General features: G+C 62.1%; 30 protein-coding genes. 15 read left to right on the top strand and 15 right to left on the bottom strand.

The genetic code is table 11. The features are described from left to right. Nucleotides 1-154: 154 nt before the first annotated feature. The 9 genes from G6N74_RS24665 to G6N74_RS24625 all read left to right on the top strand — a co-directional run bounded on the left by G6N74_RS24665 (nucleotide 155) and on the right by G6N74_RS24625 (nucleotide 7,851). Complete coding sequence (locus G6N74_RS24665) at nucleotides 155-871, top strand: tellurite resistance TerB family protein (protein WP_165120660.1); 717 nt, start codon at nucleotides 155-157, stop codon at nucleotides 869-871. A gap of 405 nt (nucleotides 872-1,276) precedes the next feature. After that, nucleotides 1,277-1,609 (top strand): DMT family transporter, encoded by a 333-nt coding sequence (locus G6N74_RS24660; RefSeq protein WP_165120659.1) that lies wholly within the window; start codon nucleotides 1,277-1,279, stop codon nucleotides 1,607-1,609. Nucleotides 1,610-1,739: 130 nt separating this feature from the next. Next, nucleotides 1,740-2,573: a tryptophan 2,3-dioxygenase gene (gene kynA, locus G6N74_RS24655; protein WP_165120658.1), complete on the top strand. Its 834-nt coding sequence runs from the start codon at nucleotides 1,740-1,742 to the stop codon at nucleotides 2,571-2,573. A 45-nt stretch (nucleotides 2,574-2,618) separates the two neighbouring features. Beyond that, nucleotides 2,619-3,758: an ABC transporter substrate-binding protein gene (locus G6N74_RS24650; protein WP_165120657.1), complete on the top strand. Its 1,140-nt coding sequence runs from the start codon at nucleotides 2,619-2,621 to the stop codon at nucleotides 3,756-3,758. 289 nt (nucleotides 3,759-4,047) lie between these two features. Then, nucleotides 4,048-4,968 (top strand): branched-chain amino acid ABC transporter permease, encoded by a 921-nt coding sequence (locus G6N74_RS24645; protein ID WP_165120656.1) that lies wholly within the window; start codon nucleotides 4,048-4,050, stop codon nucleotides 4,966-4,968. Nucleotides 4,969-4,978: 10 nt separating this feature from the next. Next, complete coding sequence (locus G6N74_RS24640; protein ID WP_165120655.1) at nucleotides 4,979-5,959, top strand: branched-chain amino acid ABC transporter permease; 981 nt, start codon at nucleotides 4,979-4,981, stop codon at nucleotides 5,957-5,959. After that, nucleotides 5,952-6,701 carry an ABC transporter ATP-binding protein gene (locus G6N74_RS24635; protein ID WP_165120654.1) on the top strand — a complete coding sequence of 250 codons (750 nt, stop codon included), beginning with the start codon at nucleotides 5,952-5,954 and terminating at the stop codon, nucleotides 6,699-6,701. The genes G6N74_RS24640 and G6N74_RS24635 overlap by 8 nt, the downstream gene beginning before the upstream one ends. After that, nucleotides 6,698-7,384 carry an ABC transporter ATP-binding protein gene (locus G6N74_RS24630; protein WP_165120653.1) on the top strand — a complete coding sequence of 229 codons (687 nt, stop codon included), beginning with the start codon at nucleotides 6,698-6,700 and terminating at the stop codon, nucleotides 7,382-7,384. The genes G6N74_RS24635 and G6N74_RS24630 overlap by 4 nt, the downstream gene beginning before the upstream one ends. A gap of 47 nt (nucleotides 7,385-7,431) precedes the next feature. Beyond that, nucleotides 7,432-7,851, top strand: a complete 420-nt coding sequence (locus G6N74_RS24625) for a RidA family protein (protein ID WP_165120652.1) — start codon at nucleotides 7,432-7,434, stop codon at nucleotides 7,849-7,851. Between the two features lie 314 nt (nucleotides 7,852-8,165). Here G6N74_RS24625 and G6N74_RS24620 read toward each other — a convergent pair whose 3' ends face one another. Continuing rightward, nucleotides 8,166-9,362 (bottom strand): pyridoxal phosphate-dependent aminotransferase, encoded by a 1,197-nt coding sequence (locus tag G6N74_RS24620; protein ID WP_165120651.1) that lies wholly within the window; start codon nucleotides 9,360-9,362, stop codon nucleotides 8,166-8,168. An 81-nt stretch (nucleotides 9,363-9,443) separates the two neighbouring features. Between G6N74_RS24620 and G6N74_RS24615 the strand changes: the two genes are divergently transcribed. Continuing rightward, complete coding sequence (locus tag G6N74_RS24615) at nucleotides 9,444-10,127, top strand: GNAT family N-acetyltransferase (protein WP_165120650.1); 684 nt, start codon at nucleotides 9,444-9,446, stop codon at nucleotides 10,125-10,127. A 25-nt stretch (nucleotides 10,128-10,152) separates the two neighbouring features. Next, a complete protein-coding gene (locus G6N74_RS24610; RefSeq protein ID WP_119821488.1) occupies nucleotides 10,153-10,359 on the top strand; it encodes a hypothetical protein in 207 nt (68 codons plus the stop codon). Nucleotides 10,360-10,370: 11 nt separating this feature from the next. Here G6N74_RS24610 and G6N74_RS24605 read toward each other — a convergent pair whose 3' ends face one another. Together G6N74_RS24605 and G6N74_RS24600 are read right to left on the bottom strand one after the other, a co-directional pair. Beyond that, a complete protein-coding gene (locus G6N74_RS24605; protein ID WP_165120649.1) occupies nucleotides 10,371-11,807 on the bottom strand; it encodes an ATP-binding protein in 1,437 nt (478 codons plus the stop codon). Further along, entirely contained in the window at nucleotides 11,804-12,520 is a 717-nt protein-coding gene (locus G6N74_RS24600; RefSeq protein ID WP_165120648.1) for a response regulator, read from the bottom strand. The genes G6N74_RS24605 and G6N74_RS24600 overlap by 4 nt, the downstream gene beginning before the upstream one ends. Before the next feature lie 216 nt (nucleotides 12,521-12,736). On the opposite strand from G6N74_RS24600, the gene G6N74_RS24595 reads away from it, so the two are divergent. After that, nucleotides 12,737-13,030 carry a hypothetical protein gene (locus tag G6N74_RS24595; RefSeq protein ID WP_165120647.1) on the top strand — a complete coding sequence of 98 codons (294 nt, stop codon included), beginning with the start codon at nucleotides 12,737-12,739 and terminating at the stop codon, nucleotides 13,028-13,030. Nucleotides 13,031-13,075: 45 nt separating this feature from the next. Next, on the top strand, nucleotides 13,076-13,330 hold the full coding sequence (locus G6N74_RS24590) for a hypothetical protein (protein WP_205826847.1): 255 nt from the start codon (nucleotides 13,076-13,078) through the stop codon (nucleotides 13,328-13,330). A gap of 374 nt (nucleotides 13,331-13,704) precedes the next feature. On the opposite strand, the gene G6N74_RS24585 is transcribed toward G6N74_RS24590, so the two are convergent. The 4 genes from G6N74_RS24585 to G6N74_RS24570 form a co-directional block, all read right to left on the bottom strand. Then, nucleotides 13,705-14,859, bottom strand: a complete 1,155-nt coding sequence (locus G6N74_RS24585) for a nickel/cobalt transporter (RefSeq protein ID WP_376767747.1) — start codon at nucleotides 14,857-14,859, stop codon at nucleotides 13,705-13,707. Nucleotides 14,860-14,864: 5 nt separating this feature from the next. Beyond that, nucleotides 14,865-15,530, bottom strand: a complete 666-nt coding sequence (locus tag G6N74_RS24580; protein WP_165120646.1) for a DUF1007 family protein — start codon at nucleotides 15,528-15,530, stop codon at nucleotides 14,865-14,867. 84 nt (nucleotides 15,531-15,614) lie between these two features. After that, complete coding sequence (locus G6N74_RS24575) at nucleotides 15,615-16,514, bottom strand: LysR family transcriptional regulator (RefSeq protein ID WP_165120645.1); 900 nt, start codon at nucleotides 16,512-16,514, stop codon at nucleotides 15,615-15,617. A gap of 4 nt (nucleotides 16,515-16,518) precedes the next feature. Continuing rightward, complete coding sequence (locus G6N74_RS24570; protein WP_165120644.1) at nucleotides 16,519-17,784, bottom strand: amidase family protein; 1,266 nt, start codon at nucleotides 17,782-17,784, stop codon at nucleotides 16,519-16,521. A 549-nt stretch (nucleotides 17,785-18,333) separates the two neighbouring features. Here G6N74_RS24570 and odc2 point away from each other — a divergent pair. Together odc2 and G6N74_RS24560 are read left to right on the top strand one after the other, a co-directional pair. Then, entirely contained in the window at nucleotides 18,334-19,467 is a 1,134-nt protein-coding gene (odc2, locus tag G6N74_RS24565) for an ornithine/lysine decarboxylase (protein WP_165120643.1), read from the top strand. Between the two features lie 100 nt (nucleotides 19,468-19,567). Beyond that, on the top strand, nucleotides 19,568-20,137 hold the full coding sequence (locus tag G6N74_RS24560) for a GNAT family N-acetyltransferase (RefSeq protein ID WP_165120642.1): 570 nt from the start codon (nucleotides 19,568-19,570) through the stop codon (nucleotides 20,135-20,137). Nucleotides 20,138-20,273: 136 nt separating this feature from the next. On the opposite strand, the gene G6N74_RS24555 is transcribed toward G6N74_RS24560, so the two are convergent. From G6N74_RS24555 to G6N74_RS24520, 8 genes are all read right to left on the bottom strand, one after another. Further along, nucleotides 20,274-20,555, bottom strand: coding sequence for an SCP2 sterol-binding domain-containing protein (locus tag G6N74_RS24555; RefSeq protein ID WP_091915223.1), 282 nt, complete (start codon nucleotides 20,553-20,555; stop codon nucleotides 20,274-20,276). Between the two features lie 162 nt (nucleotides 20,556-20,717). After that, a complete protein-coding gene (locus G6N74_RS24550; RefSeq protein ID WP_165120641.1) occupies nucleotides 20,718-21,227 on the bottom strand; it encodes a hypothetical protein in 510 nt (169 codons plus the stop codon). After that, the gene (locus G6N74_RS24545; protein ID WP_165120640.1) at nucleotides 21,224-21,640 is read right to left on the bottom strand and encodes a hypothetical protein; all 417 of its coding nucleotides are present in this window, start codon (nucleotides 21,638-21,640) and stop codon (nucleotides 21,224-21,226) included. Before G6N74_RS24545 ends, G6N74_RS24550 begins: the two co-directional genes overlap by 4 nt. Before the next feature lie 17 nt (nucleotides 21,641-21,657). Beyond that, entirely contained in the window at nucleotides 21,658-22,218 is a 561-nt protein-coding gene (locus tag G6N74_RS24540) for a rod-binding protein (protein ID WP_165120639.1), read from the bottom strand. A gap of 63 nt (nucleotides 22,219-22,281) precedes the next feature. Then, complete coding sequence (locus G6N74_RS24535) at nucleotides 22,282-22,671, bottom strand: hypothetical protein (RefSeq protein ID WP_165120638.1); 390 nt, start codon at nucleotides 22,669-22,671, stop codon at nucleotides 22,282-22,284. A gap of 4 nt (nucleotides 22,672-22,675) precedes the next feature. Next, nucleotides 22,676-23,428 carry a flagellar biosynthetic protein FliR gene (gene fliR / locus G6N74_RS24530; RefSeq protein WP_165120637.1) on the bottom strand — a complete coding sequence of 251 codons (753 nt, stop codon included), beginning with the start codon at nucleotides 23,426-23,428 and terminating at the stop codon, nucleotides 22,676-22,678. Then, entirely contained in the window at nucleotides 23,425-25,512 is a 2,088-nt protein-coding gene (gene flhA, locus G6N74_RS24525; protein WP_165120636.1) for a flagellar biosynthesis protein FlhA, read from the bottom strand. Before flhA ends, fliR begins: the two co-directional genes overlap by 4 nt. 165 nt (nucleotides 25,513-25,677) lie before the next feature. Then, a complete protein-coding gene (locus tag G6N74_RS24520) occupies nucleotides 25,678-26,028 on the bottom strand; it encodes a lysozyme inhibitor LprI family protein (protein ID WP_376767746.1) in 351 nt (116 codons plus the stop codon). Nucleotides 26,029-26,055: the final 27 nt, after the last annotated feature.

Here is a 26,055-nt window from a genome sequence, read left to right as displayed (position 1 = left end):
CTTCGCTCCGGCTTCCGGGATGACGACTGCATGGTTGGTACCGCTAATCCCCCTACCAAAAACGCCCCGCGTCATTGTAATGCCGCCTTCGACTGCCTACTTCACCGACACCGAAACCCGCCCGAAGAGACGGGCATAAACTCCGGAGGAACTGATGTTCGATCCCAAGAAACTGCTCGATGACCTGCTCGGTTCGAAAGTTCCCGGCACGGGATCGACCGTCAGGGACAAGGCCGCTCAGGCGACGCAGCTTGCCAAGGACAATCCGCTCGCAGCCGGTGCGCTGGCCGCAGTGCTGCTCGGCACCGGGACTGGCAGGGCGGTCACCGGTTCGGCGCTGAAGCTCGGCGGGCTCGCAGCTGTTGCGGGGCTCGCCTACAAGGCCTACCAGAACTACCAGAACGGCAAGCAGCTGGAACAGGCGGGCACTGCCCAGCAGGAACTGCTGCCGCCGCCGGCCGATACGAGCTTCCACCCATCGCAGGCGCCGCAGGGCGAGGCGGAATTCGCGCTGACGCTGGTGCGCGTGATGATCGCCGCCGCCAAGGCCGATGGCCATGTCGATGACGCGGAGCGCAAGAAGATCGCCGACAGGCTGGCGCTTTCAGGCGTCGGCAGCGAGGCCGAGAGCTTCCTGCTTGCCGAAATCGACAAGCCGCTGGACCTCGACCAGCTTGCAGCATCTGCCCATACGGATGCGCAGAAGATCGAGCTTTACACGGCCGCGCGGCTTGCGATCGATCCGGACACCCGCGCCGAGCGCGGCTTCCTCGACATGCTCGCCGGGCGGCTGAAGCTGCCGGACGCGCTGGTCGACCATATCGGCGCGACGGTTTCGGCGGCCAAGACGGAAGCGACCGTCGGAGCGTAAAGACCGCCTGCTAACTCTACCCTGCCGACCATCTGACGCAGTTTTCTGCGCTTCCGGTGCTCACGTACCCAAATGTACGCTCCGCTCCGGTTCTCGAAAACCACGCCATATGACTCGGCAGGGCGAGTTATCAAACAGTCTTTTTGGCGTTGATTGTAAAAGCAACCAGGAATTGTGCGTTAAGGTTTCGTTAACCCTTCAGGCGCATCATTTTTGACAGTCGGATCGGCTTTTCATCCTCCCAAGCGCGATTCAAATTAAAGGGCGGTCGCCAATGACCGCCCTTTTTGTTGGGCGATCGTATCTCCGACAGGCCCGTTGGCGGACAGTTCAGTCACAGGAAAGTGAACGTGACGAGGTCAGGAGGTTCTGATCATTAGAAGCCTCCTTTCAACGGAGGCTCCCATGCCCGCTTACGCTATCCTTGCCCTCGCGATCATCTGCGAGGTCGTCGCGACGAGTGCGATGAAAGCCGCAGAAGGATTTACCAAGCCTGGCCCCTCGGCCCTGGTTATCCTGGGCTATGCAGCGGCATTCTTCTTCCTGTCTCAAGTCCTTGACCGGATACCTCTCGGCATCGCCTACGCGATCTGGGCCGGTGGCGGAATAGCGTTGGTCGGGCTGGTCGCATGGGTCGTCTACGGGCAGCGGCCCGACCTTGCCGGCTTTGCGGGAATGGGCTTGATCATTGCCGGTGTTCTGGTCCTGAACCTGTTCTCCAAAACCACTGCTCATTAGTCCGATGCGCGCACGTCCGGCAGAGATATTTTAATCATAAAATTTCATGCTTGAAATGTAGTTTGCGGAGTGCAATCCTGTGGGCACAGGCAGGGGGCGACGATAGCCTCGCCATATGAGGGCAGGTCACATGACGCAGGCTGACAATCCCGCCCAGGGCGCCCAGATGGAATTTCGTGGGCGCATGTCCTATGGCGACTATCTCCATCTCGAAAAAGTGCTCGACGCACAGGAGCCGCTGTCGACTGCGCATGACGAGCTTCTGTTCATCATCCAGCACCAGACCTCCGAACTGTGGATGAAGCTTGCCATCCACGAGATACGCTCGGCGATCGTGGCGATCCGCGAGGACCGCTTGCAGCCGGCGTTCAAGATGCTGACGCGGGTGGCGCGCATCTTCGAGCAGCTGAACAGCGCATGGGATGTGCTGCGCACGATGACGCCCAGCGAATACACGCAGTTCCGCGACTCGCTTGGCCAGTCTTCCGGCTTCCAGTCCTACCAGTATCGGGCGATCGAATTTCTTGCCGGAAACCGCAACAATGCGCTGCTGAAGCCGCATGCGCACCGGCCGGAAGTTTTGGGCAAGCTCGAGGACATTCTTGCCGCACCCAGCCTTTACGATGAGGCGCTGCTGCTGCTGGCGCGGCAGGGTTTTGATGTCGGCGTGGATGCGACCCGGATGGACTGGCGGGAGACCCGGCAGGAGAGCGCTGCCGTGCTGCTTGCGTGGCGCGACATCTACCGCGCGCCGGAAGAGCACTGGATGCTCTACGAACTGGCGGAAAAGCTGGTCGATTTTGAGGACTATTTTCGCCGCTGGCGCTTCAACCATGTCACCACGGTGGAGCGCATCATCGGGTTGAAGCGCGGAACCGGCGGAACCTCGGGTGTATCCTACCTGCGCAAGATGCTGGAGGTTGAACTGTTTCCGGAACTCTGGAAAGTTCGCACCGAACTCTGATCACAATAAGAAAATGCCACTCAGGAAAACAATGGGAGACTACGAATGAAGAAGATACTTGCCGCAAGCATTCTGGCGCTGTCGATGGCGACGTCGGGCATGGCATATGCCGACCCGCTCAAGATCGGCATGATCACCACGCTTTCGGGCGGCGGTGCGGGCCTCGGCGTCGATGCGCGCGATGGCTTCATGCTGGCGCTCAAGCAGTCTGGCGTGAAGGACATCGAAGTCGTCACCGAGGATGACGCACAGAAGCCGGAACTGGCCGTGCAGATCGCCGACAAGATGATCCAGAGCGACAAGGTCGATCTGCTCACCGGCATCATCTGGTCGAACCTTGCCATGGCTGTCGTGCCGAATGCGGTCGCGCAGGGCAAGTTCTACCTTTCGGTCAATGCCGGCCCGTCGGCGCTGGCGGGCGCCAAGTGCGACAAGAATTATTTCAACGTCGCCTACCAGAACGACAATTTCCATGAGGCGATGGGCAACTATGCCAACACCGCCGGCTACAAGAAGGTGTTCATCCTGGCGCCGAACTATCCCGCCGGCACCGACTCGCTGAACGGCTTCAAGCGGTTCTACAAGGGCGAACTGGCCGGCGAGGTCTACACCAAGCTCGGCCAGACCGACTATGCCGCCGAAATCGCGCAGATTCGCGATTCCGGTGCCGACTCGGTGTTCTTCTTCCTGCCGGGCGGCATGGGCATTGCCTTCATGAAGCAATATGCGCAGTCGGGCGTGGAAACGCCGGTGATGGGACCGGGCTTCTCCTTCGACCAGGATGTGCTCGGCGCCATCGGCGATGCAGCGGTCGGCGTGAAGAACTCGGCCTCGTGGTCGAAGGACCTCGACAACGCCGCCAACAAGAAGTTCGTCGAAGGCTTCCAGGCCGAATACAAGCGGCTGCCTTCGATCTATGCGGCACAGGCCTATGATACGGCGAACCTGATCATCTCGGCTTCGGCCAAGGCCAGCGTCAAGGATGCGGATGCCTTCCGCGCGGCGCTGAAGGAAGCGAAGTTCGATTCCGTGCGCGGCAAGTTCAAGTTCAACAGCAACAACCACCCGATCCAGGACATCTATGTCCGCGAGGTGGTGAAGGAAGGCGACGTGCTGACCAACAAGATCGTCGCCACCAGCTTCACCGACCATGAGGACGCCTACGCCAAAGACTGCAAGATGTGAGGGTCAGGAGCTTCCTTCTCCCCGTTTACGGGGTCGACGTGTGCTGATGAGGCTAGTGCGGGGTGTACCCCCACCCCTAACCCCTCCCCACAAGGGGGAGGGGGACGATTTCATCGCTTTGGCCAGCAGCGCGTTGACGATTGGCGCAGAGCGACCTTGCAGCAAAGTTCCCCTCCCCCTTGTGGGGAGGGGTTAGGGGTGGGGGTGCTTCATGTGCCTGCCGCTTACGAAGAGAGGGGCGCGAGCGTTGCGCCTCCAATCCAACACCCGAACTGATGGAACCTGATCCTTGTCCACCGCGCTCCTGATCGAGCAAATACTGAACGGGCTGCAGTTCGGCGTCATGCTTTTCCTGATGGCGGCGGGGCTGACGCTGATCTTTGGCGTGATGGGGCTGATCAATCTTGCCCATGGCTCGCTCTACATGATCGGCGCCTTTGCCTGCGCGGCAGTGGCGGCGGCTACCGGCTCGTTCTGGCTCGGCCTTGTCGCAAGCCTTGCTGCCGCAGCGGCGGCCGGGGCGCTGGTTGAGCTTGTCGTCATCAGGCGGCTTTACGACCGCGACCATCTCGACCAGGTGCTCGCCACATTCGCGCTGATCCTGATCTTTTCGGAAGGCACGCGCTGGCTCTTCGGTTCGTTTCCGCTTTATCTCGACATTCCCTCCGCCCTTTCGGGCGCGGTGCAACTGCCGGGCGGCGGGCGCTATCCGCTCTACCGGCTGACCATCATCGGCGTCGGCATCGCGGTTGCAGTCGGGCTTTACCTGCTGATCTCCAAGACGCGGCTCGGCATGCGCATCCGCGCCGGCGAATCCGACCGTGAGATGATCGCAGCGCTCGGCGTCGATATCCGCACGCTTTACACCGTCGTTTTCGCGCTCGGGGCAGCCCTTGCAGGCCTTGCCGGCGCGCTGGTGGGTGCGTTGCAATCGGTGCAGGTCGGCATGGGCGAGCCGGTGCTGATCCTCGCCTTCGTCGTCATCGTCATCGGCGGCATCGGTTCGATCAAGGGCGCGCTGGTGGGCGCGATCCTCGTCGGGCTGGTCGACACGCTCGGGCGCTTCCTGCTGCCGAAACTGTTCGCGGCCTTCATGGGACCGGCGCAGGGCGCGACGGCGGGTGCGGCGATCGCCTCGATGCTGATCTATATCGTCATGGCGCTCATCCTGGCGTTCCGGCCCAAGGGCCTGTTCGCGGCCAATGCGTGACGGGCAAGCCATGAGCCGCGAAACCCTGATCAACATCCTTCTTGCCGCAGCCCTTCTGGCGCTGCCCTTCGTCGCAATTGCGATGGAGGAGCCGTTCTACATCACGCTGGCGACCCGCATGGCGATCCTCGCGCTGGCGGCAGTGGGTCTCAACATCGCGCTCGGCCTCGGCGGGCTGATCTCATTCGGCCATGCTGCCTTCTTCGGCATCGGCGGTTATGTCGCCGGCATTTTCGCCAGCCATGCCTTCAACATGGAGCCGATGTTTTCCGCGCCCTTCGAATTTTCCGGCAGCGACCAGATGCCGGTGATCTGGCTGGCGGCGATGCTGGTCAGTGTTTTCGTGGCCATTCCGATCGGCGCGATCAGCCTCAGAACATCCGGCGTCTATTTCATCATGATCACGCTCGCTTTCGCGCAGATGATCTACTACTTCGCCATCTCCTGGCCGGCCTATGGCGGCGAGGACGGGCTTTCCATCATCACGCGCAACGGCTTTCCCGGCGTGAACACTGCCAACCCGCTGAGCTTCTTCCTGCTCTGCTACGGCGTGCTGGCGGTTGCCTTGCTCATGTTCTGGCTGATCCAGAATTCGCGTTTCGGTGCGGCTCTTCAGGCCGGACGGCAGAATGAGCAGCGCCTTGCTGCGGTCGGCATCGCGCCGTTCCGGATCCGGCTCGTTGCTTTCGCGATTTCGGCGGCAATCACCGGGCTGGCCGGCGCTCTGTTTGCCGATCTCAACCGCTTCGTCAGCCCGTCCATGCTATCCTGGCACATGTCCGGCGAGTTGATCGTGCTGATCATCCTTGGCGGCACGGCACGGCTGTTCGGCCCGGTTGCCGGCGCTGTGCTGTTCGTGCTGTTCGAGTTCGCGCTCGGCGGAATCACCGAACACTGGCAGTTCTTCCTCGGGCTGATCCTGCTTGGCGTCGTGCTGTTTGCCCGCGGTGGGCTGATCGGCCTCGTTGCCGGAAAGGCGCGTCATGGCTGACACAGTCCTTTCCATTCGCGACCTGAAAAAGACCTTTGGCGCGCTGAAGGCGACCGACGGGGTGAGCATCGACCTGCGCCCCGGCGAAATCCACGCACTGATCGGCCCGAACGGCGCTGGCAAGACGACGCTGATCCACCAGATTTCAGGTTCGATCAAGCCCGACAGCGGCTCGGTGCATTTCCTGGGCGAGGATGTCAGCCGGCTCGGCGTGGCGGCGCGCGCAAGGCGTGGACTTGGCCGCAGCTTCCAGATTTCGTCGCTGGCGCCGGAATTTTCGGCGTTGCGCAATGTCATGCTGGCAGTGCAATCGCGGCAGGGCTCAAGCTTCCGCTTCTTCGGGCCGGTGATGGCCGACAAATCGCTGACCGAACCGGCGATGGCGATGCTGGAGCGCACCGGCCTTGCCGCGCGGGCGCAGGTGCCGGCTGCAGCCCTGTCGCATGGCGAGCGCCGGCAGCTTGAGATCGCGATAGCGCTGGCACTCGGCTCAAAAGCGTTTCTGTTCGACGAGCCGATGGCGGGCATGGGGCCGGAGGGCTCGAAGGCGCTGACGGCATTCCTAGACACATTGCGCCACGAAGCGCCCATCCTTCTGGTCGAGCACGATATGGACGCGGTGTTTGCGCTGGCCGACCGCATTTCGGTGCTCGTCTATGGCCGCATCATCGCCAGCGGCACGGTCGATGAAATCCGCAACGACCCGGAAGTGCGCCGCGCCTATCTCGGGGAAGCGTCATGAGCCTTCTCGAAATATCCGGGCTGGAAAGTTTTTACGGCGCTTCGCAGGCGCTGTTCGGGGTCAATCTCAGGGTTGCCGAGGGTGAGGTCGTGGCGCTGATGGGCCGCAACGGCATGGGCAAGACGACGACGATTGGCTCCGTGATTGGGCTCGTGCGGCCGCGCAATGGCGCGATTCGGCTGTCGGGGAAAGATGTCGCCGGCATGCAGCCGCATCGCATTGCCCGTCTCGGCGTCGGGCTGGTGCCGGAAGGGCGGCGTTGTTTCCCGAATCTCACCGTGCACGAAAATCTGGTTGCCGCGGCAAGGCCCGGCGTCTGGACGCTGGCCCGTATCAACGAGCTTTTCCCGCGCCTGGAAGAGCGGCGCGACCAGTATGCCAACACGCTCTCGGGCGGCGAGCAGCAGATGCTGGCGGTGAGCCGCGCGCTGATGACCAATCCGAAATTGCTGATCCTCGACGAAGCTACCGAAGGGCTGGCGCCGGTGATCCGGCAGGATATCTGGGCCGCGATCCGCCGGCTGAAGGCGGAAGGCCAGTCGATCCTGGTGGTCGACAAGACGCTTTCCGAACTGCTGCCGGTGGCCGACCGCTGCTTCGTTCTGGAAAAAGGCCGCACGGTGTTTTCCGGACGGCCGAATGAGCTGACCGCAGATTTGCAGGACCGTTATCTCGGCGTTTGAGAAGCGGCAATAAGAAGCCGATAGCAAGAACAGGACTGGAGACGACCATGACCGAAGCTACCAACCATCAGGTGCTTCACCCGACCAACTGGAAGGCTGCCAAGGGCTATGCCAACGGCATCGTTGCGGAAGGGCGCGTGGTCTATCTCGGCGGACAGATCGGCTGGACGGGCGATCAGGTGTTCGAGGCCAAGGACCTTGCCGGCCAGACGCGGCAGACCCTGCGCAACATCGTGGATATCCTGAAAGAAGGCGGCGGCCGGCCCGAGCATATCGTCAAGATGACCTGGTACATCACCGACAAGGCCGAATATCTCGCCAATCTGCGCGAGATCGGCGTCGCCTATCGCGACGTCATGGGCAAGCACTATCCGGCGATGGCCATGGTGCAGGTGGTGGCGTTGATTGAGGACGAGGCGAAGGTGGAGATCGAGGCGACGGCGGTGCTGCCGGCTAAGCAGGTGTGATGGTCGTCTTGAGGGGTTCTGGTGTCGGTCGCGTGTCTCTGGACCGTTGGCTACTTCGTTTGCGTTCCGGCATGGATTCCCGACACTCTCCGCTCGTTCCTCGCTCACGAGGTCGAGAATGACGAACTTCCTGGGACGCCCTCTGCAAATGGCTGCCGTTGAAGATGAGCGGAGGGCATAAGTGCATTCGTCATTCTCGACCTCGTGAGCGAGCGTCAGCAAAGCAGAGAGTGTCGGGAATCCATGCCTGAACGGAGAAGAGCTTCAGCGGTGCAGAATCCCTCCCGAAGGAAAATCTCAGGTCAAAGACTCAGTCAGCCCGCCTTCGTCCGCTCCAGAAAATCCCCGATCCGTTCCAGCGCGCGCAGGATGTTTTCTTCCGAATTGGCGTAGGAAAGGCGGATGTAGCCTTCGCCGAGGACGCCGAAATCCGGTCCGCCGATGAGCGCGACGCCGGCTTCCTCGAGCAGGGCCGAGGCGAGCTTCTTGGCCTTCCAGCCGGTCTTTTCGATGTTGGGGAAGGCGTAGAAGGCGCCCTTGGGGGTGATGCAGGAAACATTCGGCAGGCCGTTCAGCCCCTCGACCACGGTTTTGCGGCGGCGGTCGAAGGCGCGCATCATCTTGTCCACCTCGTCCTGCGGGCCGTCGATGGCCGCGATGCCGGCATACTGGCTCGGGGCGTTGACGCAGGACCAGCAATTGACCGCCAGCTTGCGCACCTTGTCGTAGAGGCGGTTGCTTGCCGGCGAGTTCGGCCAGATCGACCAGCCCATGCGCCAGCCGGTCATCGCCCAGGTCTTGGACCAGCCATTGAGGATGATCAGCCGGTCGCGGATTTCGGGGAATTGCAGCAGCGAGCAATGCGTCTCGCCGTCATAGGTCATGACGTCGTAGATTTCGTCGGACATGATGGCGACATGCGGGTGTGCCTCCAGCCCCTTGACCAGCTTTTCGATCTCGGCGCGCGGGGTGACGCCGCCCGTCGGGTTGGCGGGCGAGTTGAGGATCAGCAGCCGTGTCTTCGGCGTGATCAGCGACAGCGTCTCCTCGGCCGAGAAGGCAAAGCCGTTGGCCTCGCGCATCGGCACCGGAATGGGTTTTGCGCCGGTGAACTCGATCATCGAGCGGTAGATCGGGAATCCGGGATCAGGATAGAGGATTTCGGCGCCCGGTTCGCCGAACATCAGGATCGCGGCGAACATGGTCGGCTTGCCGCCGGGCATGATCATGATGTTTTCCGGCGAGACCTCGATGCCGGTGAGCGCCAGCGTGCGCCGGGCGACCGCTTCGCGGGTGGCGAGCAGGCCGTTTGCCGGCGTGTAGCCATGGTGGCCGTCGCGCAGCGCCTTGATCGCGGCTTCGACGATGTGCTGTGGCGTGCTGAAATCGGGCTGGCCGATGCCGAGATTGATGATGTCGCGCCCTTCATGGGCAAGGGCCGTGGCGCGGGCCAGAACCGCGAAGGCATTTTCTTCGCCGAGGCGATCGAAGGCCGCAATCGTTTGGAGCATTTTTCCTGTCCGTGTGGTTCTGTCGTCGGGCAGGCGTTTTTGTGAGTGTCGAGGCCAGCAAAGTCAATCGCAGGAGCGAATATGTCCGTCGATCTGAAGAACTGGCAGCCGAGACCGCGTCCGCAGCGCGAGGTTATCGAGGGCCGTTACGTCCGGCTGGAGCCGCTGGACGCGGCAAGGCATGGCGATGGGCTGTTTACGGCGTCGTCGGTGCCTGACGCCGGCGAGCGGTTTCGCTGGCTGCCGGAGTTTCCGCCGCAAACCCGCGCGGAGTTCCAGCCCTGGCTGGACAGGGTGCAGGCCAGCGAGGACCCGCTGTTCTTTACCGTGATCGACAAGGCCAGCGGCAAGATCGCCGGACGCCAGACCTTGATGCGTATCGACGCCGCCAACGGCGTCATCGAAATCGGCAACATTTATTGGGGGCCGATCATCTCACGCAAGCCGGCGGCGACCGAGGCGCAATATCTGTTCATGAAATATGCCTTCGATACGCTGGGCTACCGGCGCTACGAGTGGAAATGCAACAATGCCAACCTGCCGTCGAAGCGGGCGGCCGAGCGTTTCGGTTTCCAGTTCGAGGGGATTTTCCGCCAGCATCTGGTGGTAAAGGGCGAAAACCGCGATACGGCGTGGTATTCGGTGATCGACACGGAATGGCCTGCGCTGAAACGCGCCTATGAGGCGTGGCTCGATCCGGCTAATTACGACGCCGAGGGCAAGCAGAAGCGGCGGCTGGAAGATTTCCGCGCCGAGGCCGCATAAGCAGAGGGCGCATTGGATGGTGATGATGGACGGGAAGAACCGTAATGCGGCGATCGCGGCAGCCGTGATCCTGCTGGGCTTCGGCATTGTCGGCTATTTCCTGCCCACGATCATGCTGGCGGTCGGCAACAAGTCGCCGGCAGCGGCGGGCGTGGTTGCCGTGCTGTTTGTTGCCGCGTTCTTCCTGGTCTTCTGGCTGCGCGGTCGCAGTCAGGCCAGAAAGCGGGACTGATAATTTCGCGATCACTGGGCGGCGTGCAGTTGCGCGCCTTTTGCCAGCGGTATCGTCAGTTCGGCGCGCAGGCCGCCGCCAGTCCTGTTGTGAAGCCGTACATCGCCGCCGAAACGCCGCGCGATGTTGCGGGCGATCGTCAGGCCAAGGCCGAAGCCGCCGGTCTGGCGGTTGCGTGAGGCCTCGACGCGGGCGAAGGGACGGAAAATCTTCTCCATCTGACCTTCCGGAATGCCCGGCCCGTCATCATCGATGGTCAGCAGAATCTCGGTGTCGCCGTGCGAGAGCGCAAGGCGGGCCTTGCCGCCATATTTGACGGCATTGTCGACCAGGTTCGTCACGCAACGGCGCAGCGCCACGGTTCGGCCATAGCAGATCAGTCCGCGGGCATGCTTGCGCGAGCCGTCGAAGACGACTTGCGGATTTCCGTCGGCGACCGAATCCACCAGCGACCAGAAGTCGATGCGTTCCGGCTCCTCGCCCTTGGCCTCGTAGGTCGCGAAATCCAGCACCGATGACGAGATCGCTTCGATGTCGGCAAGGTTCTGCATCAGCGCCTTGCGCAGCGGAGAATTGCGCAGAAGCTCGAGCCGCAGCCTGATGCGGGTCAGCGGTGTGCGCAGATCGTGGGCGAGGGCGGCTGCCAGCAGTTCGCGGTCCTCGACATATTCGCGCAGCCTTGCCTGCATGGTGTTGACCGCGCGGGCGGCGGATTTGTATTCGCTGCTGCCGCGCTCGGCCAGCGGCGGGCTTTTCAGGTCGTCGCCGATGCGCCGAACTGCACTTTCAAGCGCGCGATAGGGCGCGGTGAGGCGGCGCAGCGACCATATCGAAAGCAACACCACAAGTGCTGCGACGGAGCCGTAAAGCGGCAGGCTGTCCGTCGTCAGGATCGGGCTGAGCGGCGTCGACGGCATGACGAAATTGAGCCACTGGCCGTCCTTGAATTCGATCGAGGCGACCAGCGTATCGGTCTTGTTGAAATCGGCGGAAAGATCGAGCAGTTCGCGCTCGATGCCGCCGAGATTGTCGTCGGGCTCGGTGATATTGTGCTTGGGACGTTCATGCGCCTGGGCGCTTTCGCGGCGCACGCGCGCTTCCTCGACGCCGAATTTCGTCAGCCGGCCGACAATGACGTCCTCCAGCTCGGCCATTTCGTCGTCGGCCGGTATCGAAGCGGTGATTGCCGGGGTGTCGGAGATGGAAAGAACATAAGGCGCCACCGAAAGCCCGGCGGCCACGTGTTTTCGTTCCTCCGGCGAGGCTGCATACATCAGCTTGACCAGCGACAGCGCGCGGTCGTTGAGCCGGAACAGGTCGAGAATGTTGTTGGAGGCGACGCGCTCGCGCGAGACTATGGACAGCGTAGAAACCTGGATCGCCAGCAGACCGGCGATGACGATCAGCAGAACCCAGGCGGGCAGGGATCGGGGCAGGAGCAACTTCATTCGGCTGCGACCTCGGGCACGAACTGGTAGCCGCCGCCGCGCACGGTGAGGATCAGCTTGGGCGAGCGCGGATCGTCCTCCATCTTGCGGCGTAGGCGGCTGACCAGAATGTCGACGCTGCGGTCGTAGCTATAGTCGCCGTTCTGGTTCGACAGTTCGACGAGCTGGTCGCGGCTCAGCACGCGCTGGCCGCTGCGCACCAGCGTCTGCAGCAGGTTGAATTCGGCAGTGGTGAGTTCGACGCGGACCTCGTCGGGCCGCAACAGCCGGCGGCGGGCAGAGTCCAGCGTCCAGCCGGCGAATTTGTAGATCTGCGGAACGGGCCTGTGCCCGCCCCCATTGGTGCTGGGGCGGCGCAGCACGGCGCGCGTGCGGGCGAGCAGTTCCCTTGGGTCAAATGGTTTGGGCACATAGTCGTCGGCGCCCATCTCCAGCCCGACGACCCGGTCGATCGTCTCGGTGACGGCGGTCAGCATGATGATCGGGATTTTTGAATGCGTGCGCAGGTCCCGGCAGATGTCGAGGCCACTCTTTCCCGGCAGCATGACGTCGAGGATGATGAGATCGACAGGCGCGCGGCGCAGTTCAGCCTGCATCTCATCGTCATCGCGGGCAGCCGACACGCGCATGCCGTGCTTCTGGAAGAATTCCTGAAGCAGGTCGCGGATTTCCTTGTCGTCGTCGACGATGAGGATATGGGCGTCGGTTTTCAAAGGCGTTGTTTTCCCAAGCTCAAGCGAGAATGCATCTGCCCCGACCATGGCAGAATAAGGACGGGTTTGGGAGCGGGCGGCGAGCAGAAAACCGTGCGGAATTCGGCTGTTACAATCCAGAAACAAAACTCTGCAATCGGGAAAAATACCGGCAAAAACGATCCGTCATAACAACCGTGCTGCTCAGGGCGTCTGAGGTGTCGGTTAGGGATCAAAATGCGAAAGCTCGTGACCAGTTCGATGATCGTTCTGCTCAGCGCGTTTTCGCTTGGCGCTGCCACCGAACAACCAATGGCGAAAAGCCCGGTAACCCGGACCGATCGCTGCAACAGCCTGCAGCAGCAGTACGCTAACGCAATAACCAACCACGCTGAGGCAAAACGGGCCACCGAAGCGAAAGCTCTTCAGAAAAAAGCGACGAAGTTCTGTGCCGGCAAAGAGCAGGCTCAGGGTATCCGCGCCTACGCCACCGCACTGAAGATGCTGGGAGTGCAACCGGTCGATCCCTGACCGGCGAAACTCCACCCAGGCCCTTGTGAAAAAAGGAAACGTATCATGACCATCAACAAGACCCTCCTTTCCGCCGTCGGCATGGCCGTTGCTCTCACCTTCTCGGCTCCGGTTCTGACCGCTTCGACCGCCAATGCTGCCGGCGCCACGATGGCCCAGCCTTCGACGACCGCCACCACGCCGCTGGTGAAGAAAGCCACGCTGAAGAAGCCGGTTCATCACAAGAAGGTTTCGCACAAGAAGCATAAGAAGCACGCCAAGAAGGCGGCTCCGAAGACGGAAACCCCAGCCGTCCAGTAATCCCTGTCGGATCTTTCCCCCCAAGATCCGAAGAATTCCGCCCTGGCGTGTATCGCGTCCAGGGCGGAATTTTTTTGTGCTTTGGGATGGGGGTGTGGTGGAGGAGGCGATTTCCTATCGCCGATTGAGTTTCGGAAGCCTGCTTAGCGGGAGGCTTCGGCCAGTGCAGCTTTCGATCGGCGTTGTCCCCCTCTCCGTCGCGCTTCGCGCGCCACCTCTCCCCCGCTTTGCGGGGGGGCGAGGAACCTGGGTTCTGCGAGGCCACAGCGCTTCAGGACTTGGGTTCCTCGCCCCCATGAAATGGGGGAGAGGTGGCGCGCGAAGCGCGACGGAGAGGGGGAGAAGCGGTGAAGAGGTCCGAAACGTAAAAGTGCTTACACCGTCAAACTCGCCGTCAACAACAGCAGGCCGAGCACGAACACCAGCCCGGCGCCGCCGATTTCGATGGTGGTGTGGATGCGGTTGCCAAGGCGGCCGTCGCCGGCTGCCGCCACCGCCCAGTTCTTGGCGGTGACCGCCAGTGTGGCAAGCGCCGAAACGGTGATTGCCGTGCCGAGCGCCATGGCGAAGACAGACAGGATGCCGCCGGCCCAGATGCCGTTGAGGAAGGCGAAGGTCAGCACGATCAGCGCGCCTGAGCAGGGCCGCAGGCCGACGGCAGTTACCGCCGACCATGCCGTCTTCCAGTCGAAATGGTCGCCCGAAATCATCGCCGGGTCCGGCGCATGGGAATGGCCGCAGCTCTCGCAAACCTGACCGGCTGCATGACTGTGGGCATGGGAAGAATGACCGTGCAGCGTGGCGTGGCTGTGCGCATGTGCATGGCTATGCGCATGCGAGTGGCCGTGATCGTGGTGGTCATGCGCATGCGAGGGATGATCACAGGCGTGGTCATGATGGTCGTGATCCTGGCCGGCGTGGGAATGAGCGTGCGCATGTGCCGCTGACAGGCTGTAGGCAGGATTGGCGCCGAACCAGCCGCGTACGAGCGGGCCGGCCTTGCGCCAGAGCAGCCATGCGCCGAACAGCGTGATCAGCGCGTAGCTCGAGACTTCGAGGAACCAGGTCGCCTTGGTCATCGAAATCGAGGTGCCGCGAAGCACGAGGAACAGCAGCGCCATCATGACGATCGCGGTCAGCGCCTGAAGGAAGGCGGAGATGAAGGACAGCATGATGCCGCGCCGTAACGTCACTTCGTTGGCGAGCATATAAGACGAAATAACCGCCTTGCCGTGGCCGGGGCCAGCGGCGTGGAAAATGCCGTAGGTGAAGGACAGGCCGACCAGGACCCACATCTGGCCATTGTTGTCGCGCATCGCCTTCATCGCGCCGGTCAGTGAGCGGTAGAAGGCCTGCTGCTGCGCGTTGATCCAGTTCATCCAGCCAGCGAACAGGCCGGTCGAGGGGATCATCGCCTCGTTGGTGCCGATGCCGAGCGAGCTTTGCGCGTGGGCGAGGCCGGCGAAATGGGTGAGCACATAGGCTATCGCCAGGGTAGCAAACACCACGCGGATGGTCGTCTTCTTCACGGGGTCTATCCTTTGGCTGTGCAGTTCAGTTCGAGGCGGGTCGCGAAAATCTTGCTCATGTCGGTGCCGGTCGGGTCGTTGAAGAAGGCGTCGGTGAGCGTCGACTGGTTCTGGGCGATGGCCGTGTCGGGATCGGGGCGGATGACCTGCTTCGTGCACATGGGCGGCAAGTTCGCCACAGACATGTTGTCGTCCTCGGTGAAGTCGATCGCCGTGTAGAAGGTCGGGTCATAGACGCCGAAATCGATCTTGCCCGACAGCTTCAGCGGTTTCTCCGGTTCGGATTCGAACAGCACAATGAGCTGGTCGTTCTCGTAATTGGCCATGAGATGGGCCGGCGGCTTCATCTTCACGTCCTTGCCGTTGGCGGTGACGATCTGGAAATAGCCGTACTCGCCAAGCGAGGTGAAGATGGTGTTGGCGACTTCCTTGAGCTCGCTATCGTCGAGCTTCAGGTCGGAGTTCTTGTCGAACTCCATCAGCACGGTAGACGAAAACAGGTCGTCGAAGCGCCACAGATGCCGCAGCGACTTTACCGTGTGGTCGGGGTTGAGCACGACATCGAGCCGCGCTTCGGCAAAGACATGGGGATGGACGCTGGCCGGAACGGTCGAGACCAGAAGGGCCGTAGTGGCTGAAGCCAGAATCGCCGTTCGCATTTTCAGCTTCATTTGCAGTCGCATTCCAGTCTGGGAGTAAGGATAGGGAGAGTTACCAGAAACCCGGCGAAATTGGGACCGTTTTGCGACAGGCAATCAAGCGTGATCGCGTGGTTTGAACCACTGTACGAGGAAATCGACGAAGACGCGCACCTTTGCCGGCAGGTAGCGGCGGTGCGGGTAGACCGCGAAAATGCCGCCGCCGGTCAGGATGCGATCGTCGAGGATCGGCACCAGCCGTCCAGCCTCAATGTCGGGCGCGGCGATGAAATCGGGCAGGATGGAAAAGCCGAGGCCGGAAAGAGCCGCAGCGCGGGCGGCGAGCGGGCTGTTGACCTCCATCGGGCCAGTCACCGACACGGTGACCGTCTCGCCATTGTCGCCCAGAAAGGGCCAGTTGGAGAGCCAGCGGCCATTGGTGTCGATGATGCAGGGCAGGCGGGCGAGGTCCTGCGGCCGGGTCGGCTTGCCGTGCTGTTCAATGAGTTCGGGCGAGCCGCAAAGCCGCACCGAAAAGGGCGACAGACGCCGCGCGATGAGCGACGAGTTTTCCAGCCGCGAGATGCGGATGGCGAGGTCGAAGCCTTCTTCGACCAGATCGACGAAGCGGTCATCGAGATGGATTTCCAGCACGATTTCGGGGTGCGCCTTGGCGAAGTCGATGAGCGACTGGCCGATCGGCGCATCGGCGAAAGTGCGCGGCGCGGACAGTTTTATGCGTCCGCGCACGTCGCCGGAGGATTCGCGCACCGCGTCGGCAAGGCTGTCGACCTCGCGGACGATTTCGGAGGCGCGGCGATAATAGGTGTGGCCGGCCTCGGTCAGCGAGAACTGCCGCGTCGTGCGGTTGAGCAGCAGCGCGCCGAGCTCGTCTTCCAGCTCGCGGACATATTTGGAAAGCAGTGCTTTGGAGCGGCCGATCTTGCGGGCGGCGGCCGAAAAGCCCTCGGCCTCAACCACGTCGATGAAGGCGCGCATGCGTGTCAGCGTGTCCATGGCTTCAGCCTTTGTTGTTCGATTCGAGGATGCTCTTGCCCAGCGAAATCAAGTGCAGGTCGCTGTTGGACGGGCCGAGCAGCGACACTCCGAAGGGCGCGCCATTTACGGTGCCGAGCGGCAGCGTGATCTGCGGAAAGCCGGACAGGCCGGAGAGACACAGCAAGCGCAAGGCGCGTTCGCGATAGGCGAGGAGGTTTTCGGGCGTATCGGCTTTCAGCGGTGCAGCACCCGGAACGGTCGGCAGGACGAGTATGCCGTCATCGCCGAGCAGGTCGCGCAGTTCGCCGCGAAAGGCGGTGCGGGTGGCATTTGCTTCCGCCAAGGCCTGATCGTCAATCGTCATGCCGAAGCGGAAGCGGTCCTCGACGCCTTTGCCGAGGCTGCCGGCATGCGACGAAATCCACTCGCCGTGATTGGCCCATGCCTCGTGCGCCTGGACTTTGCGGAACGCCCAGTAGAACTCGTCGGTCGAGTGGGTGAGGGGCTTTGCCGGTTTCGCTTCGCCGAGGACGGTGGTGACGATGGAGAGCATCCGGCGATATTCGGTTGCTTCGGTATCGCCGAGGACGAGTTCGTCGAGGGCAGCAAGGCGCAGAAGTTTTGTCCGTGCCTTATGATGAGACGTTGCGGCGGTTGAGGCACCCTCACCCCGTCCGGCTTCGCCGTCCGACCCTCCCCGCAAGGGGGAGGGTGGCGCGCTGAGCACCAGCTCCGCCACCTTTTCGTATGTCTCTATATCTTTCGCGAACCAGCCGAAGGTGTCGAGCGATGGGGCGAGTGGCATCGTGCCTTCGAGCGAGATGCGACCATGGGAGGTGCGCAGGCCGACCAGTCCGCAGAAGCTCGCCGGTGCGCGGATCGAGCCGCCGGTATCGGAACCCGTGGCGATGTCGGCGAGCCTGCCTGCGACGGCCGCGACAGAGCCGGAAGACGAGCCGCCGGTGACGCGGTCGGGGGCGGCGGAGTTCACCGGTTCGGGAAAATGCGAATTCTGGCCCATCAGCGAAAAGGCGAATTCGTCGGTCTGCGTCTTGCCGAGGAAATGCGCGCCGGCATCGAGAATCAATTGCACGGCCGGCGCTGTTTTCGTGGCCGGTGCGGTCTCCGTGAATTTCTGTGGGTTGCCGCAGCCGGTGCGATAGCCCGCAACGTCGAATATATCCTTCACGGCAAGGCCGAGGCCAGCCAAAGGTCCGGTTTCGCCATTGGAAACAGGCACTTGCGGGACATCAAGGAAGGCGTTGAGAGGATAGCGCATGGCCTGCATTGTTCAATGATTCACAACGATTTGGCCAGCCTTGTTCGACAACTGAAAATTTACAAGCTGCGATACGATTTTTGTTGATTGTGACAGACGCGACTCCTATATCGCGCTTGCCCAAAGTCGCACGTGCCTGTGGGTGTCCGCCGATCCTCGAATGGTGAGGGAAATCGGTAAGGTAACTGGAGCTAACCCCTCCAGTCGGTTTAGCGGCCAACCGCAAAATCGAGGACACCTTGAAGCAACGACGGTGCGGGCCTTTCTGGTGTTCTGCCGGTTGTCCAAAAACCGGGGTTACTGAAGAGGCACACCCTCATTGCCGGCAGTGCGGAACGGGTCTCCCAATCCAAGCCAAGGCAGACAAAGCGAACCGAAGCCGGGCAAGGCTAGGTTCACCGCCGCGTGACGCACGCTCATGGTTCCGGGGTCTCCACCGGCTGGTTCCATGAAAATGTGATCGCGCCTTTGTCCACCGCGGATTCCGTGGCCGATGTCGGCCGCGCCGCAGCTTGATTTCGCGCGCCTGAAAGCCGCGCATTCGCATTGGAGAGACCCATGGCCACGCAGCGCATCATCGACTTCCTCGCCACCCGACGTCCCGAAGGCCCGTGCCTCGTTCTGGACCTCGATGTCGTGCGCGAAAATTTCCATGCCTTCGAAAAGGCGCTGCCGGATTCCAAGATCTATTACGCGGTGAAGGCCAATCCTGCGCCTGAAATCCTGCGCCTGCTGGCTTCGATGGGCTCGTCGTTCGACACCGCCTCGGTCGCCGAGGTCGAGATGGCGATGGATGCCGGCGCCCCGGCTGAGCGCATCTCCTTCGGCAACACCATCAAGAAGGAGCGCGACGTTGCGCGCGCCTATGAGCTCGGCATTCGCCTGTTCGCCGTCGATTGCGTCGAAGAGGTCGAGAAGATCGCCCGCGCCGCTCCCGGCGCCCGCGTGTTCTGCCGCGTGCTGACCGACGGCGAGGGTGCTGAGTGGCCGCTGTCGCGCAAATTCGGCTGCGTGCCGGCAATGGCTGTCGATGTGTTGCGCCATGCCAAGGCGCTCGGCCTCGACGCCTATGGCGTGTCGTTCCACGTCGGCTCGCAGCAGACCGACCTTGCCGCCTGGGACCGCGCGCTCGCCGATGCCAAGGCCGTGTTCGAGGCGCTGGCGCGCGAAGGCATCACGCTGAAGATGGTCAATATGGGCGGCGGTTTCCCGACCCGTTACCTGAAGGACGTGCCGACCGCACGCGCTTATGGCGAGGCGATCTTCTCGGCGCTGCGCAAGCATTTCGGCAACCGCATCCCGGAGACGATCATCGAGCCGGGCCGCGGCATGGTCGGCAATGCCGGCGTCATCAAGTCGGAAGTCGTGCTGATCTCGAAGAAGGCCGACAACGACAATGTGCGCTGGGTGTTCCTCGACATCGGCAAGTTCGGCGGTCTCGCCGAGACGATGGACGAGGCGATCCGCTACCCGATCGTCACGCCGCGTGACGGCGATGCGGTTGCACCTTGCGTGCTCGCCGGCCCGACCTGCGATTCGGCCGACGTGATGTACGAGAAGGCGCCGTATCCGCTGCCGCTGTCGCTGACCATCGGCGACGAAGTGCTGATCGAAGGCACCGGCGCTTACACGACCACCTACTCGGCGGTCGCCTTCAACGGCTTCGAGCCTCTCCGATCCTACGTGATCTGACGGGCTTAACAGCCCCTCAGGTCACCCCTTTCGCCGGCGGATTTTTAGCCGGCGACGGGTTTGCTCGTGGAACAATCTCCGCTTGTGAAGGATCGCGGATATGGAAGTCTCTGAAATCACCGGCAAAGCGCCGGCATTTGTAATCATCGCCGAAACCGTGGCCGACGTGGCGGCGCGCGAAGCGCTGCTCGACCGCGCCATGGGACCGAGGCGCAAGAAGAAGTCTTCGGAAAAGCTGCGGCGTGGCCGGCGGCCATCCGAAGGCCTGGCGTTCGTCGCGCGTGACGCAGAGGGCATGGTCATCGGAACGGTGCGGCTGTGGGACGTGGCCATGGGTGATGCTCACACGCGCGCGCTGCTGCTTGGCCCGCTGGCGGTCGACCCTTCGATCAAGAATGGCGGCGTCGGTTCGGCGCTGATGCGCCAAGCGATTGCTGAAGCACGGCGGCTTGGCCACCGCGCCATCCTGCTTGTTGGCGATGCGCCTTATTATGCGCGCTTCGGCTTCTCGGCAGAGAAGACCGGTTCGCTTGCGATGCCCGGCCCCTATGAGCAGCATCGCTTCCTGGCGCTGGAGCTTGCCGAGGGCGCGTTGGATGGCGTGGCTGGCGTGCTGAAAGCTGCCGGTCGCAAGCAGAGGAAGATCGAGCGATTGTCGCTCGCGGCCTAGGATATGTTGATATTCACGCCATGACGGGCCTGCAAACTCGTCCTGAGCTGAATCTCCACACACCCTAAAACACGGCCATAAACGAAAAAGCCCGGCAGCTTTGCAGCGCCGGGCTTTTTGTTGATTGGTCGTCCGGTCAGATGACCTGGCTGAGCGCCATGGCAACCGTCATGTCGCCCTCGACCTTGATCTTGCCGCTCATGAACGCCATCGTCGGGTTCAATTCGCCGGCAACCAGCGACTCGAGGTCGTCGAGGCTGAGCTTGATGGTGCAGTCGGCAGGGGCGTCGGTGGTCGAGATGCTTGCACCGTCGATGACGATGACGCCGTCGCCGCCCGTATCGAACTTTACCGAGCGGTCGAAGCCGGAGCTTTCCACCTTGGACCGGATTTTTTCAACAACAGCTTCTACGCTCATGGCAATGCTCCCTTGTCTCGTGATGTCGTGCGCAGATCGCACGGTTCAAACATGCCGGGACTTGCCCGGAATGATCTTCAAGTGTTGGAAATCGTATAGCGTCTCGTTGACGTAAACGTCAATGGAGTGAATTGGTTGCCGCTCGCTAAATAGCGCCTGGCCTTAATGCGCGGCTGCCGGGGTGGCCTCGGGCCGGGTGACCTCGCGGCGGCGCAGCGACTTGTCGCGGGTTTCTTCCCGGGACAGGAAGTCGATCTGCTCGACGATGACCTCACTGATGAGCTTCTCGCCGACACGCTTGTTGACGCTGTCGCGGATACCGCCCCGGAAAGTGTCGAGATTGAAGTTCTCGCGCTTGGAGAAATCGATCTGCGGATTGGCGTAGAGGTAGGTGTAGACTTCGTCGATGATCAGCGATTGCGCCGGCACGGACAGCTTTTTCATCTGTGCCGGGTCAACGGTGTAGACGAGGCGGGTCAGGAAATAGCCGTCGATCGTGGCCTTGCTGAACACCGGGACCGAGATGACTTCCGTCCTGAGGTAGTCCAGGCCGCCGAGAAGGGCAGGCGTGGCTGATGCGTCGGACTTGGCGCTCGACGTCTGGAACGAATAGAAAACCGCGCCGAGCGTGGCGAGGCAGATCCAGACGGCGGCGACAATGAACTTGATCAACGGGCGGCCCACCCGAATTCGCCTTCGGAATAGGTGCCGTCGGTCTCGGCGCGCTGGATCACGTTCTGCATGAGCGTTGCGATCTCGCTCACAGCGCCCATATGCGCCTGGATCACGGCGGCGTTGGTCGCCAGCTTGTCGCGCAGCAGCGTGATGCCGTCGCGATGCTCGGCGAGAAGCTCGGGCTCGCCGACGCCCCTGGTGGCGCGGGTGAGTTCGTAGAGGTAGCGGCTCTTGCGGACGTTGGAGGACTTGATGTCGAAGCTGCCGCCGGCACGGATAGCGGCGGTTTCCTCCTCGACGGCTTCCACGATGCGCCCGATGATCGCCGACAGATTGCCCGTCCGCGCGGCCGGTTCGGCCCGCGTGCTGCGGGCCGGCAGATTCTGGACGGTCGGCTTCTGTTCGCTCATGTTCGGATCCCTAGAGATTAGATTTTTGTCTTTGCCGAAATGGCTGCCTGATCTTCCGACAGGCTTTTTGCCATTTTGCGCTGAAGTTCCTGGACGAGGGCGGTCGAGAGCATGGACTGCTTGTCGCTCTCGGCTTTCTCAGGCCCGCCCGAGACGGGTCCGACGGCAACCTTGTTCTTGCCGTCGACATAGTGGTCGCCGAGCACGCGGTCGGCGATGCCGATGCCGCCGCGTTCGGCCATGACGTCGGCGATCTTGCCGGCCATCATCGACTTCCACATGTCGCCGGCAATGCCCTTGCCGTAGACGTTTTCGGCGTCCTTCGGCAGCATGTTCTGGATGAAGGTCTGCAGCACCATCGCCTCGAAGCGCTTGAAGGAGTCGGGCGACTTGGCTTGCTCGGTGCCGGTCTTGAAGCCGGCGGAAACACCGGTCTCGCCGAGCGAGAACGACGCGACGGCACTGCCACCCACGGCATTTCCACGTTTGGCCAGTTCGGCGCGGGCCGTTTCCAGATTGGAAGGCTCGACCGCGCGGGCAACGTCCAGAACGATGTCGCTGGGTGGGGAAATCGCCAAGAAAAACTGTCCCTTATCCGACTTTTGAGATGCCGATCATGGACGAGCAAGCTTGTGGCAACCTTACTTGTCGTCGGAGGTGGCGTTGCGCTCGATGAGGTCCAGCCGTTCGCGGTCGGCGATGTGGCGGTCGACCTGGCGGCGCACGTCACGGTAGGCGCGCTCGACCATGTTGGTGCGGGCGGTGGCGGTTGCGACCTTGTCGGCTTCGTTCCTGGCCAGCTGCGTGTTCTCCTCCTGACGGGCCAGCGCCTTGCCAATGCGCTGGTGGTAGATTTCGGGGAACATCGACGACATCGAACCTTCGGAATCGAAGCGCTCGACCAGCTCGGCGGCCTCGTTCTGCGCGGCCACCGCTTCCGACACGAAGCCGGCATGACGGGTTTCATGCAGCGCCTTCAACTGCTCCTGCACCTTCACCAGCTTCCGAAGCCGTTCCTTGCGCGCGCTCAAAGCATCATCTCCCGATGGTGGTGGCGAGGAAGCCGTCGGCGAACAGGCTGAGCAGCGTGCCGATGGAGAAATAGAAGATGATGAGCCCGCCTGCGATGACGAAGGGCAGCGAGATGAAATAGACCGGAATCTGTGGCGTCAGCTTGTTGACGAAGCCGATGGTGAGGTTGACCAGGATGGCATAGGCGATGAACGGGCTGCCAAGCCTCAGCACCAGCAGGAAGCTTTCCGACAGCGTGTCGGTGACGTCGACCAGTGCTGCCTGCGGGTTGAAGAAGACGTCGAGCGGCGCGACGCGGTAGGAGGTGACCAGCGCCTTGATAATCTCGTGATGGAAGTCGAAGACGAACAGCAGCAGCAGCGCCGAAAAGGTGATGATCGAAGCCAGTGCGGGCTGGGCTTCGTTCTCTTCGATGGCCATGCCGGACATGCCGCCATAGCCGATCAGCATGGCCACGGCCGTGCCGATGAAGCTCAGCGCCATCATGTAGAGCCGGGCCATAACGCCGATCAGCCCGCCGATCAGAAGTTCCGATGCGATCATCGGCACCAGAAATTGCGGGCGGCGGTCCATGAAGGGGACGATCTGGTCCCAGAGATTGACAAGAATAGCGCCGGTGGCCGCGACTGCCACGAACAGCCTTATCTGCAGCGGCACGCGCGCGCTGGACAGGCCGGGCATGATCATGAAGCAGCCGCCGATGCGGCAGAACGCGATGAATGCCGCAAGCACCACGCTTTCGGCAGTGACCGTCACGATATGGTTCCGAGCACCCGGATTTCGACGCCCTTGGCGATCTCGACATGGGAAAGAACGGGCAAGGTGGTGAACAGCCGTTCGATGATCATGCGGACATAGGGGCGGGCATCGGGCGAGGTGACGAGGACGAAGCGTTCGCCGGCCTCGAGATAGCCGCGTATGGCCTTCGATGCGTCCTGGCCGAACTCCTCGAGCTGGCGCGGATCGATGTCGAATTCGCGCACTTCGCCCTTGGCGTCGCGCTTGAGGCTCTGGTGGAAGGCGAGATCCCAGCGGTTGCCGAGCCGCAAGACCTTCAGCACGCCACTCTCGGACAGATCGCCGCAAATCTGCTGTGCCATGCGGATGCGGACATGCTCGACGATCTGCTCGGTGCGGCGCACATGCGGCGCGATTTCGGCAATCGCTTCGATGATGAGATGCAGGTTGCGGATCGACACGCGCTCGGCCAGCAGCAGCTTCAGCACCGCCTGCAGACCCGGATAGGAGATGTGCGAGGTGCAGATCTCGTCGGCGAGCTTGCGGTATTCCTGGTCCTGCCGTTCGAGAAGCGCCTTCATATCCTTGTAGGACAGGAGCTGCGGCAGGTTGTTGCGGATGACTTCGCTGAGATGGGTCAGCAGCACCGACATGTTGTCAGCGGAGGTGAACTGCTCACGCTTCAGATCCTCGGCAAACATTTCCGGTACGGAATAAGCGCGCATGCCGAAGGCCGGCTCGCGCACTTCCTCGCCCGGAATGTCGGGGAGCTCGCGGGTGCCGAGAAGCACCATGATCTCGCCGACGCGCATCTGGTATTCGGCAACCACCGTGCCATGGACCTTGATCTGGTAGCTCTTGCTCGGGATGGAGAGGTCGTCGGTGAGGCGCACCTCAGGAACGACGAAGCCGTATTGCTGGGCGAATTTCTTGCGCATCTTGCCCATGCGGAAGGCCAGTTCCTGATGCGAGATGAGAAGCTTGGTGGACAGCTGCTTGCCGATGAGCAGTTCGATTTCGGCGGTCTTGAGCGATGCCTTGATCGAGTTCTTTTCCTCTTCGTCCTTGGTCACCTGCGCCTGCTTCTGCACGGCATGGGCTTCATCGACGCGTTGCTGCTCGCGCTTGGGAATGATGTAGCCGATCGCGCCCATGGCGGCGGCAAGCGCGAAAAAAGGAAACATCGGAAGGCCGGGCATGAGGCCGAGCACGATGAGCAGGACGGCCGCGACAAACAGCGCGCGCGGGTGGGCGCCGAGCTGGCCGAAGATTGCCTGGTTGGCGGAACCGCGCGTGCCACCCTTGGAGACGAGAAGGCCGGCGGCCAGCGAGACGATCAGCGCCGGGATCTGGGTGACGAGACCGTCGCCGACCGAAAGCTTGATGAAGACGTCGGAGGCTTCGGCCATGCCCATGTCATGGCGGAAATAGCCGATGGCGATGCCGCCGACGATGTTGATGGCCGTGATGATGAGGCCGGCGATGGCATCGCCACGGACGAATTTCGAAGCACCGTCCATGGAGCCGAAGAAAGAGCTTTCCTCTTCCAGTTCGCGGCGGCGAAGCTGCGCCGTCTTGTCGTCGATGACACCGGCGGAAAGGTCGGCGTCGATCGACATCTGCTTGCCGGGAATGGCGTCGAGGGTAAAGCGCGCGCCGACTTCGGCGATACGGGTGGCACCCTTGGTGATGACGATGAAATTGACGATGACCAGGATCAGGAAGACGATCAGGCCGATGACGAAATCGCCGCTCATGACGAGTTGCGAAAAGCCGCTGATGACATAGCCGGCGGCATGGGTGCCGATGTTGCCTTCCGACAGGATCATGCGCGTGGTGGCGATGTTGAGCGACAGGCGCAGCATCGTCGCGATCAGCAGAATGGTCGGGAAGGATGAGAAATCGAGCGGCCGCTGTATCCACAGCGCCACCATCAGGATCAGCACCGAAAGAGCGATGGAGAAGGCCAGGCCGATATCGATGAGGAAGGCCGGAATGGGCAGGAAAAGCACGGCCAGGATGACGACGATGCCGAGCGCGAAAAAGATGTCGCGCGCGCTTTTCGCGGGGCTGCCCGACGGCATTGTTTCTGCGATGGCCATCTTGTCTCCATGCTGCTCCCGACCGGTGCCGAAGTTGGCAATGGCCGATTACAGCATGACCCTAAACGGCCAAGCTTGCGCGAACATGGGAGGAGGGAACTGCCAGCGGCGCAAGCGCGATCAGCACGTATCCCATCTTGAATGTTGGTATCTTGTTCCTTCCGGCTATTCTGCCGGCACCGGGCAAGCGAGGTCGCCCTCCTGGCAATTCAGATAGGCTTTCAACTGTTTGGTGCGATTCTTAGTCAGTTCAGCCTGACATGCAGCGGCAACCATCGGCGCCGCAGAGCCGCCGTCATCGCCGCTGGATTGGAAAGTGCATTCGGCGTTGCGGAACGCGATCCACGCTCTCTGCGCCGTGACGAGCCGCGCCTTGCCATCGGCATCGTCCGCAATCCGCTTCTGAATTTGCTTGAAGGTCTGGTTCAACGCCTGGTCGGCCTTTTTGAAGTCCGAAGCTGGATCAGCCAGTGCCGCGTTGGCGGCAAACGACAGTATGGAGACGCCAGTAAGCATAAACCGCATGGTTGTATCCCTCAGAGT

It is taken from the genome of Mesorhizobium zhangyense (assembly GCF_011045115.1).
Classification (GTDB): domain Bacteria; phylum Pseudomonadota; class Alphaproteobacteria; order Rhizobiales; family Rhizobiaceae; genus Mesorhizobium_M; species Mesorhizobium_M zhangyense.
The sequence above is the reverse complement of the archived record's forward strand: the minus strand, read 5'-3'. Positions and strand labels throughout refer to the sequence as shown.

What these genes read in the sequence shown, in the direction of transcription:
- G6N74_RS24665 (WP_165120660.1), top strand. Translation starts at nt 155, where the DNA reads ATGTTCGATCCCAAGAAACTGCTCGATGACCTGCTCGGTTCGAAAGTT.
- G6N74_RS24660 (WP_165120659.1), top strand. Translation starts at nt 1,277, where the DNA reads ATGCCCGCTTACGCTATCCTTGCCCTCGCGATCATCTGCGAGGTCGTC.
- kynA (WP_165120658.1), top strand. Translation starts at nt 1,740, where the DNA reads ATGACGCAGGCTGACAATCCCGCCCAGGGCGCCCAGATGGAATTTCGT.
- G6N74_RS24650 (WP_165120657.1), top strand. Translation starts at nt 2,619, where the DNA reads ATGAAGAAGATACTTGCCGCAAGCATTCTGGCGCTGTCGATGGCGACG.
- G6N74_RS24640 (WP_165120655.1), top strand. Translation starts at nt 4,979, where the DNA reads ATGAGCCGCGAAACCCTGATCAACATCCTTCTTGCCGCAGCCCTTCTG.
- G6N74_RS24635 (WP_165120654.1), top strand. Translation starts at nt 5,952, where the DNA reads ATGGCTGACACAGTCCTTTCCATTCGCGACCTGAAAAAGACCTTTGGC.
- G6N74_RS24630 (WP_165120653.1), top strand. Translation starts at nt 6,698, where the DNA reads ATGAGCCTTCTCGAAATATCCGGGCTGGAAAGTTTTTACGGCGCTTCG.
- G6N74_RS24625 (WP_165120652.1), top strand. Translation starts at nt 7,432, where the DNA reads ATGACCGAAGCTACCAACCATCAGGTGCTTCACCCGACCAACTGGAAG.
- G6N74_RS24620 (WP_165120651.1), bottom strand. Translation starts at nt 9,362, where the DNA reads ATGCTCCAAACGATTGCGGCCTTCGATCGCCTCGGCGAAGAAAATGCC.
- G6N74_RS24615 (WP_165120650.1), top strand. Translation starts at nt 9,444, where the DNA reads ATGTCCGTCGATCTGAAGAACTGGCAGCCGAGACCGCGTCCGCAGCGC.
- G6N74_RS24610 (WP_119821488.1), top strand. Translation starts at nt 10,153, where the DNA reads ATGGACGGGAAGAACCGTAATGCGGCGATCGCGGCAGCCGTGATCCTG.
- G6N74_RS24605 (WP_165120649.1), bottom strand. Translation starts at nt 11,807, where the DNA reads ATGAAGTTGCTCCTGCCCCGATCCCTGCCCGCCTGGGTTCTGCTGATC.
- G6N74_RS24595 (WP_165120647.1), top strand. Translation starts at nt 12,737, where the DNA reads ATGCGAAAGCTCGTGACCAGTTCGATGATCGTTCTGCTCAGCGCGTTT.
- G6N74_RS24590 (WP_205826847.1), top strand. Translation starts at nt 13,076, where the DNA reads ATGACCATCAACAAGACCCTCCTTTCCGCCGTCGGCATGGCCGTTGCT.
- G6N74_RS24580 (WP_165120646.1), bottom strand. Translation starts at nt 15,530, where the DNA reads ATGAAGCTGAAAATGCGAACGGCGATTCTGGCTTCAGCCACTACGGCC.
- G6N74_RS24575 (WP_165120645.1), bottom strand. Translation starts at nt 16,514, where the DNA reads ATGGACACGCTGACACGCATGCGCGCCTTCATCGACGTGGTTGAGGCC.
- G6N74_RS24570 (WP_165120644.1), bottom strand. Translation starts at nt 17,784, where the DNA reads ATGCAGGCCATGCGCTATCCTCTCAACGCCTTCCTTGATGTCCCGCAA.
- odc2 (WP_165120643.1), top strand. Translation starts at nt 18,334, where the DNA reads ATGGCCACGCAGCGCATCATCGACTTCCTCGCCACCCGACGTCCCGAA.
- G6N74_RS24560 (WP_165120642.1), top strand. Translation starts at nt 19,568, where the DNA reads ATGGAAGTCTCTGAAATCACCGGCAAAGCGCCGGCATTTGTAATCATC.
- G6N74_RS24555 (WP_091915223.1), bottom strand. Translation starts at nt 20,555, where the DNA reads ATGAGCGTAGAAGCTGTTGTTGAAAAAATCCGGTCCAAGGTGGAAAGC.
- G6N74_RS24545 (WP_165120640.1), bottom strand. Translation starts at nt 21,640, where the DNA reads ATGAGCGAACAGAAGCCGACCGTCCAGAATCTGCCGGCCCGCAGCACG.
- flhA (WP_165120636.1), bottom strand. Translation starts at nt 25,512, where the DNA reads ATGGCCATCGCAGAAACAATGCCGTCGGGCAGCCCCGCGAAAAGCGCG.
- G6N74_RS24520 (WP_376767746.1), bottom strand. Translation starts at nt 26,028, where the DNA reads ATGCTTACTGGCGTCTCCATACTGTCGTTTGCCGCCAACGCGGCACTG.